Source organism: Chitinophaga sp., from assembly GCF_036566945.1.
Lineage (GTDB): Bacteria > Bacteroidota > Bacteroidia > Chitinophagales > Chitinophagaceae > Chitinophaga.
Window position 1 is genome coordinate 1 of record NZ_DATCVJ010001031.1, and the last position, 9,350, is coordinate 9,350.

General features: G+C 45.6%; 11 protein-coding genes. 3 read left to right on the plus strand and 8 right to left on the minus strand.

The annotated features are described in order from the left end of the window. Nucleotides 1-117: 117 nt before the first annotated feature. From VIP81_RS31085 to VIP81_RS31100, 4 genes are all read right to left on the minus strand, one after another. Nucleotides 118-603: a methylated-DNA--[protein]-cysteine S-methyltransferase gene (locus tag VIP81_RS31085; protein ID WP_331971221.1), complete on the minus strand. Its 486-nt coding sequence runs from the start codon at nt 601-603 to the stop codon at nt 118-120. Between the two features lie 9 nt (nt 604-612). Next, on the minus strand, nt 613-1,521 hold the full coding sequence (locus VIP81_RS31090) for a DNA-3-methyladenine glycosylase family protein (protein ID WP_331971224.1): 909 nt from the start codon (nt 1,519-1,521) through the stop codon (nt 613-615). A 241-nt stretch (nt 1,522-1,762) separates the two neighbouring features. Then, on the minus strand, nt 1,763-2,200 hold the full coding sequence (locus tag VIP81_RS31095) for a carboxymuconolactone decarboxylase family protein (protein ID WP_331971227.1): 438 nt from the start codon (nt 2,198-2,200) through the stop codon (nt 1,763-1,765). Between the two features lie 27 nt (nt 2,201-2,227). Further along, a complete protein-coding gene (locus tag VIP81_RS31100; RefSeq protein ID WP_331971230.1) occupies nt 2,228-2,575 on the minus strand; it encodes a nuclear transport factor 2 family protein in 348 nt (115 codons plus the stop codon). 96 nt (nt 2,576-2,671) lie between these two features. Here VIP81_RS31100 and VIP81_RS31105 point away from each other — a divergent pair, with 96 nt between their 5' ends. Together VIP81_RS31105 and VIP81_RS31110 are read left to right on the plus strand one after the other, a co-directional pair. Continuing rightward, nucleotides 2,672-4,102, plus strand: coding sequence for a PLP-dependent aminotransferase family protein (locus VIP81_RS31105; protein ID WP_331971233.1), 1,431 nt, complete (start codon nt 2,672-2,674; stop codon nt 4,100-4,102). Nucleotides 4,103-4,174: 72 nt separating this feature from the next. Next, nucleotides 4,175-5,605: a PLP-dependent aminotransferase family protein gene (locus VIP81_RS31110; protein WP_331971236.1), complete on the plus strand. Its 1,431-nt coding sequence runs from the start codon at nt 4,175-4,177 to the stop codon at nt 5,603-5,605. 291 nt (nt 5,606-5,896) lie between these two features. On the opposite strand, the gene VIP81_RS31115 is transcribed toward VIP81_RS31110, so the two are convergent. The 3 genes from VIP81_RS31115 to VIP81_RS31125 form a co-directional block, all read right to left on the minus strand. After that, nucleotides 5,897-6,646: an SDR family oxidoreductase gene (locus VIP81_RS31115; protein ID WP_331971239.1), complete on the minus strand. Its 750-nt coding sequence runs from the start codon at nt 6,644-6,646 to the stop codon at nt 5,897-5,899. 21 nt (nt 6,647-6,667) lie between these two features. Beyond that, nucleotides 6,668-7,423: a glucose 1-dehydrogenase gene (locus tag VIP81_RS31120; RefSeq protein WP_331971242.1), complete on the minus strand. Its 756-nt coding sequence runs from the start codon at nt 7,421-7,423 to the stop codon at nt 6,668-6,670. 137 nt (nt 7,424-7,560) lie between these two features. Next, nucleotides 7,561-7,830: an ArsR/SmtB family transcription factor gene (locus tag VIP81_RS31125; RefSeq protein ID WP_145673940.1), complete on the minus strand. Its 270-nt coding sequence runs from the start codon at nt 7,828-7,830 to the stop codon at nt 7,561-7,563. Nucleotides 7,831-8,017: 187 nt separating this feature from the next. Here VIP81_RS31125 and VIP81_RS31130 point away from each other — a divergent pair, with 187 nt between their 5' ends. Beyond that, the gene (locus tag VIP81_RS31130) at nt 8,018-8,482 is read left to right on the plus strand and encodes a hypothetical protein (protein WP_331971254.1); all 465 of its coding nucleotides are present in this window, start codon (nt 8,018-8,020) and stop codon (nt 8,480-8,482) included. 136 nt (nt 8,483-8,618) lie between these two features. On the opposite strand, the gene VIP81_RS31135 is transcribed toward VIP81_RS31130, so the two are convergent. Next, nucleotides 8,619-9,350: hypothetical protein (locus VIP81_RS31135; RefSeq protein ID WP_331971257.1), on the minus strand; the 732-nt coding region annotated here is incomplete at its 5' end.

The following is a 9,350-nucleotide window of genomic DNA, read 5'->3' on the forward strand; positions in this document are numbered from 1 at the left end:
AAAAATATCCACTATCATCTCCCAAAATCTTTTAAATCCAAAATCGAAAAGTAAAAATCTTGTAAATCATCAAAATCAGTATAATCCTGAACAAAGACAAAACTCGCAGGAACTGTTTTACAGCAACCCTGTAAACAAGTCCACTCTTTCATGCTCTATCAGCCAACGTTTACGCCAGATGCCACCGGCATAGCCTGTGAGCGTGCCATTGGCGCCTATTACCCGATGACAGGGAACAATAATAGCCAACCTGTTTTTTCCATTGGTAGTACCTACAGCCCGGATACTTTTGGGATTCTGAATACGACGGGCCAGTTGCTGATAAGAAATCGTTTGTCCGAATGGAATGGCTAACAACTGCTGCCACACGGTTTGCTGAAACTCAGTACCTTCCTGGGAAAGCGGGAGATCAAATACTTTACGGTCGCCGGCAAAATATTCATACAGTTGCTGCGCGCAATCAAGCAACAAAGCGGGGGCGTGTGGAAAATTAACCGGAGGCTCTTCCGTGAAAGAAACCGCATTTATAAAATGAGCGGTGCCACTGATTAATAAGGGACCAACGGGGGTGTCTATACGTAGATGATATACTCCTTCTTCCATGCAAATAATCTATTGGGATAATAAGGACCTCCACAAATAAAAAGTGGCATATGCAGCATGTTCCTTCCATGGCCGGGTATATTCCTGTAATGCAGTCATCGAAGGTTTGCTTTCCAAATCTAATCTATTTTTTATAGCATTCTGCAAACCAACATCTTCCAATAACACAGATTGTGGGAAACGACGGTATTTCATCAGCGCATAATTGGCCGACCAGTTGCCAATCCCTTTGATGGCGACCAGTCTTTCCAGTGCTGCCTCATAGCTCATTTCGTCCAGTGCAGCTTCCGTCAGATAGCCATTCGCCATTTGCTTGGCCGTTTCTACCAGGTACAATGCCTTGCTTCGCGAAAACTGCATAGGCGCCAGTGCTTCCGGCGCCAGCGCCGCTATCACCGCCGGATGCGGGTACAAATAAAAATCGGTATCGTTTACCACCGCATGATAACCAAAGTTGGTAATAAAACGCTGACGAAGCGTATAGGCAAAGGCCAGGTTTATTTGTTGACCTATAATAGGCCAGCTGATGGCCTCAAACAAATCAGGCATCCCGATGAGCCGCAAACCGCGGTAGGCCTGTGCCAGACCTTTTAACAGCGGATCTGTTTCGGTATAATCGTAAAACGATTGCAGACTGGCATCGAGGTGCAGCCAGTGCGTAATAAACTTTTTGATAGGCTCTTCCGCCACTGCCACGCCCAAAGGCGCCAGCACCGTTACTTCCAGGTAGTCGCTTTTTTTACCAGGGGCAATTTCCACCACCACCGGTTCTCCTTCAGACAATAACATTCGCTGCACCTTGCCATTGCGGATATAGTGCAGGCACTCCCTGTCGGATCTTCCCAGGAAGCGCAGACACTCATCAAAAGAAAAGTGCTGCGCCTCATGAATGGGAATCAATATTTTCTGCAAAGCCATACGCAAAATTAAGCAATGCATATTTGAGACAACTGCGATTTCTTGCGGTTTTTGTCTTTCCCAGGATTATACTGATTATACTGATTTTCCAGATTTTGTTTTTAAGATTTTGTAGGATTTGAAAGATTAGCGGAGATATAAGCGCTTGTATCTCCGCTAATCTTTCAAAATCAAAAGGAAAAAATCTGGAAAATCAGTATAATCAGTATAATCCTGGGAAAGACAAAAACTCGCGGCATTATTATACCGGCATCGTCCGGGAAGTAATAGCTACGCGGTTCCATGCATTGATCATCACAATAGCGAGTGTAATCTGCGCCACTTCTTCCGGGGTAAATACTTTCAGCGCGGCATTGTATACGTCGTCCGGCACATGGGAGCTGCTGACCAGCGTTACTGCTTCTGTAAGCGCCAGTGCCGCACGTTCTTTGTCGGTGTAATAAGGTGCTTCATGCCATGCATTCAGTCCGTAAATACGTTGTTCTGTTTCTCCCATTTTGCGGGCATCTTTGGTGTGCATGTTTAAACAAAAAGCACAACCATTGATTTGGGAGGCCCTGATTTTTACCAGCTCAGACAGTGTTTTATCGAGTCCCATGCCATTCACGAAATTCTGTAAATCCATTAAGGCTTTTAAAGAACCCGGTACCAGTTTATAAACGTCCATTCTTGCTTCCATAATATATTAGTTTATTAAGTTAATGTGTTAATAGAAAAATTGTTCGCGGATAATCTTACCATCTTTTACATGATATACACATAGCTCGTTTCTCGTTCGCCGGCCTATGTTGACGATGGTTACATCCATCAGCAGCTGCAGGGCGAAATAATCGTCTGCCACAATAGGCTCCGATATTTCCAGCAGATGCCGCTCTACAATGTTGTCGAGAAACAGCTGTTCTTTGGCCATGATCGCCGGCAAGCCGCTGGTGATGCGACCGTCCGGTTCTATATTCACTGCCTCTTCATGAAAAAGCGTGGACTGTGCCTCCGGAAATTTCCACTCCCGGCAAAGTTGAGCCAATGTATAAGCGAGCCGTCTTACAACTGTCATGATCTTGATTTGTGGATACAAAATAACAGCAAAAAACACCACCAAAACAGATACAGAATTATGAATCTTAAACCATAACAGATTATCTTTAGGGAGATGAAAAAGAACAACGGGTTTATCTATCTTCAACTGGCAGAAAAAATTCAGCAAATGATCAGCGGTGGTGTATATGCCGTGGGTGATAAGCTGCCCTCTGTACGGTCGTTGCACCAGGAACATGGCATCAGTATCAGTACTGCATTGCAGGTATACACCCATCTGGAAAAAAAGGGCTGGGTGGAAGCGCGGGAAAAGTCGGGCTACTTTGTACATTATGCACATAACATCCGGCCTAAGCTGCCGCCGATATCCGATCCATTGCCAACTGCCGGCAAAGTACAGATCAATGAAAAGCTGGCCATGTTCCGGAAAACCAGCCGGTCGCAAAAAACCATTTCACTCATAGGCGCCTCGCCGGATACTTCCCTGCTCCCATCGGCGAAGCTCAAGAAAGCATTGCAACTCTGTGCCCGTGAACTGGATACTTCGTATATCCCTTACGGTGATATTACCGGCCATGAACCTTTCCGCCGGCATATTGCCCGGCATTGCCTGAACTGGGGCCGAGCGGTAACGCCCCGGGAAATCATTGTCACCAATGGCGCCATTGAAGCCACCGTATTATGTTTGCGGGCAGTGGCCAAAGCCGGCGATACCATTGCCATAGAGTCGCCTACTTTCTTTGGCCTGCTGCTGGGCATTGAAAGTTTGGGAATGAAAGCACTGGAGATACCTACCGACCCGGTAACCGGCATTAGCCTCGATAAACTCGAAGATGCATTTAAACAAAAAAAAGTGCAGGCATGCCTGTTTGTGACCAACTACAATAATCCTTTGGGCAGCTGTATGCCGGACAACAGCAAGGAACAACTGGCCAAACTCCTGCAGCAATACCAGGTACCGCTGATCGAAGACGATGTATACGGAGATCTGCATTTCGCACCGGAGCGACCCAGAACCGTGAAATCATATGATGAAGAAGGACTGGTACTCTATTGTTCTTCCTGGTCTAAATCTATTGCAGCGGGACTGCGCATTGGCTGGGTGATGGGTGGGCGCTACCACGAAAAACTTGCGCAGCTGAAATTCATGACCTCTGCCAGCACGGGCCTGTTGCCACAACTGGTGCTGACAAAATTCCTGGATCAGCAACGACTGGACCTGCACCTCAAATCACTGCGGCAGGCTCTCAATATGCAAACCATGCAGATCACGAAGGCCATACAGGAATATTTTCCGGGAGAGACACAACTCACCCGCCCCAACGGAGGGATCAGTTTATGGGTCGTGCTGCCCCCTAAAGTCAATACCTGGCAGCTACATGAAGCTGCCGTGGAACAAGGCATTACGTTTACGCCCGGCTCCCTGTTTTCCAGCCAGGACCGATATCATAACTGCATCCGGCTCACTAATTCCAACCCCTGGAATGATGACCAGGAATGGGCGATCCAGACCATAGGTGGCCTTATCCGTAAACAGCTAAAATGACTTCTCCCGAAAAAATAAAATAAAAAACAGATGCCAAATTTGTACTTTTGACCAGATCAGATTTGCATTACCATGATAAAAACCGCCGATCACCTGTACCTGCAGGTAGCTGATAATATAGAACAGCTGATAGAAAAAGAGGTGATGAAAATAGGGGAAAAACTGCCTTCTGTGCGCATGCTCAGCAAGCAACAGGGCATCAGTTTAACCACCGCTTTCCAGGCATATTATCACCTGGAATCAAAAGGATTGATTGAATCCAGGCCTAAGTCCGGCTATTATATCCGCTTCAACTCCCGGCGCATGCCCGCCATGCCCACCACCTGCGCACCGGTAAAAAAAGCCAGTGAAGCCACGGTAAGTGATATGGTGATGGAAGTATTTAGTCATCACAGAAATCCCAACATCCTGAATTTTTCGGTGGCCACGCCACCGCCCGATCTGCTGCCTGCCGCTAAAATGGCCAAAGCAGTGGTACATGCACTCCGTAACCTGCCCAATAACGGGATCGGCTATGAAGAGTTGCAGGGCAATTCGCTGTTGCGCGGACAAATTGCCCGGGCGTCGTTAGCATGGGGCGGCGCTTTTACCGCCGACGATGTGGTCACTACCAGTGGCTGCATGGATGCGCTCACACTGTGCCTCTCTGCTGTAACGCAACCCGGCGATACCATTGCGATTGAAAGTCCCGCTTATTATGGCTCCATGCAACTGGCCGAAAGCCTGGGCCTGAGAGTACTGGAAGTGCCTACCGACCCGGTTTGCGGCATAGACCTCGAATACCTCGACAAAGCCATTCCCCGTCATAAAATCAAGGCCTGCCTTTTTGTAACCAACTACAACAACCCGCTGGGCTCCTGTATGCCGGACAAAAATAAAAAGGTGCTGGTAGACATGATGGTGAAGTATGATATTGCCCTGATAGAAGATGATATTTACGGAGATCTTTACTTCTCCAAACAACGCCCCGCCAACTGCAAAACATTTGATAAATACGGGCATGTACTACTCTGCAATTCCTTTTCAAAATCACTGGCGCCGGGCTATCGCGTAGGCTGGACCATGCCCGGCAAATACAAAGACAAGGTAATGCGGATGAAACAAAATCACTCCATTGCCTGCGCATCACTACCACAGGCGGCGGTAGGTCATTTCCTGGAAATTGGCCGCTACGAATTTCACCTGCGTAATTTACGGAAGATGCTGCATACCCAGTGTTTACGGTACTCTCAGGCCATCAACGAATACTTTCCGGAAGGCACCCGCATTTCAAGACCACAGGGCGGCTGCGTGCTGTGGATAGAACTGGATGAATCTATTAATACCTTTGAATTATTTCAACAGGCACTGAAACATAAGATCACGTTTTGTCCCGGCAGAATTTTTTCACTGCAGAATAAATACAATAACTGTTTACGTATCAGTTTTGGTAATGCCTGGAGCAAGCAGGTAGATGAGGGATTGAAAACACTGGGAAAACTGATCAAAAAAATGAATGCATGAAAATGAAATTACGAATTACGAATTACGGATTTGTGGGGAGATATACGCGTTTACTATCTCCCCACAAATCCGTAATTCGTAATTCGTAATTCGTAATTCGTAATTCGTAATTCGTAATTCTAAAAGTTGCTGCCAGATACCTGTATAGCAAGCGGCATCTGGCAAGCAACCAATGGGATTAACATCCTAAACAACCGTTAACTGTAAATCAACAAAGAATTTTTTTTAATGTCCTTGCTGCTGGTGCAGCATTTACACAATGCTGCACACCGCAACGCCCAGGATCATTTATTAAGCGATCAACGGATGTACCATAAGTCCACCGTCTACATTATATTCTGCACCTGTAATAAACGACGCTTCCTCTGAAGCCAGGAAGGTGACCATGTTGGCTACGTCTTCCGCTTTTCCCAATCTGCCCAGTGGGGTTACATTGCCCAGATGTGTTTTCAGCACATCCGGCATGCCTACTTTTTCCAGCAATGGCGTGGCAATGATACCGGGGTTTACGACATTGACCCGTATTTTCCGGCTGGCCAGTTCCCTAGAGAGTGTTCTGCCCAATGAATTCAACGCTGCTTTACTGGCAGATAATACTGCGCCGCTGGGTGTGCCGGAATACGCATTCAGCGCAGATAGCAGGGTAATAGAACCTCCATCATTGATGAGGGGCAATAAGTGCTGGATGGTGAAAAAGGCGCCTTTGAAATTAACATTCATTAATTCATCGTATAAGTCTGTTGTAACCGTTTCAAACGGAGCCAGTTTCGCCACACCCGCATTTATAAACAAAGCATCTATTTTTCCAAAACGCCCCTGTACATATTCCGCCAACCGCTTCGCATCGTTCAAATCCGACTGATCTGCCTTAAAACCTTCTGCAGGGTGCCCGAGTGCATATACAGCTTCCTGTATGGCACCCGGATTACGACCTGTTATCAATACCTTCGCTCCCTTTGCTAAAAATGATGCTGCTGTTGCGTAACCTATACCGCTGTTACCGCCAGTGATAACAACTATTTTATCTTTCAATGATGACATGAATAATGTGTTTTGAGAAAATCAGGCAATTAATGGATGTACGCTAAGACCGCCGTCTACATTGTATTCTACGCCGGTGATAAACGATGCATCGTCAGACGCGAGGAAGGACACCAGTTTAGCTATTTCTTCCGGACGGCCCATTCTGCCGATCGGCATTCTTTGTGCCAGATGATCTATATTGATCGCATCTTTAGGTACTCCGGCTTTTTCCAGGATAGGCGTATCTACCGGACCCGGATTAACAATATTTACCCTGATTTTTCTACCGGCTAATTCCCTTGATAATGTCCGACCCAGTGAGTTCAATCCCGCCTTGCTGGCGCTGTATACCGAGGCTCCCGGCATACCGGAATGCGCGTTCACAGAGGATAGCAGGATAATGTTTCCTCCGTCGTTCATTAACGGGAGTAAGTGCTGTACCGTAAAAAATGCGCCTTTCAGATTAACGTCCATAATCCTGTCGAATTCCGCTTCTGTTACATCTGCTATAGTAGCAAATGTGCCTATGCCGGCGTTTACAAACAGAATATCTATTTTTCCATAACGGTCACGCACATACTCCGCCAATTGTTTTGAGTCTTCTATCTTTCCCTGATCCGCAATAAAACTATCTACGTCCCCGCCTAATGTAGCCACTGCCTGCTGTACAGCCTCTGGCCTACGTCCTGTGATTAAAACTTTTGCGCCTTTCGCTAAAAAATCTGCTGCTGTTGCATATCCTATACCGCTGTTACCGCCCGTGATGACAGCAGTTTTGTGTTGTAATTGTTCCATCCTATTGATTTATTTAAGTTTATCAATGTAATACCTTTAAAAAAAAGAGAAATTTCTTCTCCATTAATTCATTAATTTAAACATTTCGATATATAAACCTATAAAAAAAGCCGTTGGTAAACCCGCCCGGTAGTCCCTCAGCTTAATTGTAAAAAGAACATCGACAATTGCTTCATCATCTCTTTATTGAGCGTTAATTCCACAATTCTGCCATTTTTTGAAGAATTCAGCACACCACTATCGACCAGGATCTTCACGTGGTGCGATACCGTGGGTTGCGATAAACACGTAAACTCACATACATCACCACAAATCAGCTTGCCCTTCTTAACAACCTCCATTATAATAGATAATCGATGCTTGTCGGCGATGGCATTTGCTGCTTTTTCTATAACTGCTAAATCCATAGAACAAAAGTAATACTATTTTCCAAATATCGAAATATTTCAATGAATTTTTTTTCGGGACGTTTCCCGGGACTGCGTTGATACCTTGCGCTACCTATATTTTTATATTATCTTTATATCTTACTTGTCTTGCAAGGCCAGCACAAGTGTAATCAAATATGCCAAACAAACTATTGCTATGAAAACCATGAAAACTCAACTCTTATTACCGATCGCGCTTTTTACTTTCGCCGCCTGTCATGAAAGTAGAAGACCGGAGGAACCCGTTGAAACCGCCGCCGCACCGCCGCAACCATCCGTATCCGCCGCAGGCGCCGAAAAAGTATCGCATCCCTGCGCCATTTTTCATTCACCGGATAGCAGTCAACTGGAAAAATTAAAAAAAGAAAATGGAGAAGAAGCCTTTTATACACTCGCCGATGATAACCAGAACTATATGGCCGATGCACGTGTTTTCCTGGAAGGGAAAGGGATCAAAATAATGGAACCTTCCGGCGGAAAAATTAACTTTCAATCCAAAACCGGCAACGCTACCATTATTGATTTAAGTGATCCGAAATACAACTGGGAAGCCTGGCTGTATGATGGCAACAAACTCAATAAAATTGATGTAACGGATATTGAAAATGAGTATAAGAAGTATATGAAGTAAGCGGAAAGTAGAAAGCGGAAAGCAAAAAGCTATTGTAGCGGATGATCTGAATTAAAACAGAAAAGCAAAGAACAGCTGCCTTTTCTTTTTCGCTTTGCCCCATCCGCTACAATAGCTTTTTGCTTTCTGCTTTCCGCTATTTATCGGGCATCGCATACCGCAATGCCTCTTCCGGAGGTTTTCCGGCAAACATAAACCGGTGGTCCTTATTCGTTACGCTTTCCAACACATCCTTCGATATCAGAAATGCTTCGCGGCTAAATTGTAATCTGCCCAGTCCCTCTCCAGGTGAGATCTGCAGCTTATTCACCTCCGGCGGCAGCGGATAATCAAAAAATGCGGTATCGTACATGCTGTGCAATACTTTTAAATGCCGGTAAGAAGGCTGATCCACCAACACCTCATATCCGTTCTTCGTTGTTGTCCCCGCTGCTATCGAATCCATAGCAGGATGCGCAGAAAAATCAAAAACGAGATAAGGGACATGTTGGGAATTAAAAGCAAACACCAACAGCAGCTTTCCCGGCGTGATCTCTTTATCCTGCGATGCCGCTATAATATATTTCGGCGCCGGTTTATCTGAAGTAAGATACAACGTATCATGATGCTGCTCCCAGATGCCTTTGGTAAACTGATCTAAGGCGCCATAACTGACGGAATAAATAAACCGGTGGTTATCAAAAAGGCAGATTTCTTCCGCCATTTCCATCTGGCTGGCGTTATAGCAACCAATGGTTAAAGTGTTGCTTTTATTCATATCTTTTTTTTGCGCAAAAATGGGCGTGGCCGGAAATACCAGCAATGCCAACAGCAGTATGCGGCCATATGCCTTATAGGAGTGATTGCACGCCATATTGTTCCTGTAAGG

Bases quoted from the DNA above. Each gene is read 5' to 3' on its own strand.
- VIP81_RS31120 (WP_331971242.1), bottom strand. From the start codon at position 7,423: ATGGAACAATTACAACACAAAACTGCTGTCATCACGGGCGGTAACAGC.
- VIP81_RS31110 (WP_331971236.1), top strand. From the start codon at position 4,175: ATGATAAAAACCGCCGATCACCTGTACCTGCAGGTAGCTGATAATATA.
- VIP81_RS31095 (WP_331971227.1), bottom strand. From the start codon at position 2,200: ATGGAAGCAAGAATGGACGTTTATAAACTGGTACCGGGTTCTTTAAAA.
- VIP81_RS31115 (WP_331971239.1), bottom strand. From the start codon at position 6,646: ATGTCATCATTGAAAGATAAAATAGTTGTTATCACTGGCGGTAACAGC.
- VIP81_RS31100 (WP_331971230.1), bottom strand. From the start codon at position 2,575: ATGACAGTTGTAAGACGGCTCGCTTATACATTGGCTCAACTTTGCCGG.
- VIP81_RS31105 (WP_331971233.1), top strand. From the start codon at position 2,672: ATGAAAAAGAACAACGGGTTTATCTATCTTCAACTGGCAGAAAAAATT.
- VIP81_RS31090 (WP_331971224.1), bottom strand. From the start codon at position 1,521: ATGGCTTTGCAGAAAATATTGATTCCCATTCATGAGGCGCAGCACTTT.
- VIP81_RS31125 (WP_145673940.1), bottom strand. From the start codon at position 7,830: ATGGATTTAGCAGTTATAGAAAAAGCAGCAAATGCCATCGCCGACAAG.
- VIP81_RS31130 (WP_331971254.1), top strand. From the start codon at position 8,018: ATGAAAACTCAACTCTTATTACCGATCGCGCTTTTTACTTTCGCCGCC.
- VIP81_RS31085 (WP_331971221.1), bottom strand. From the start codon at position 603: ATGGAAGAAGGAGTATATCATCTACGTATAGACACCCCCGTTGGTCCC.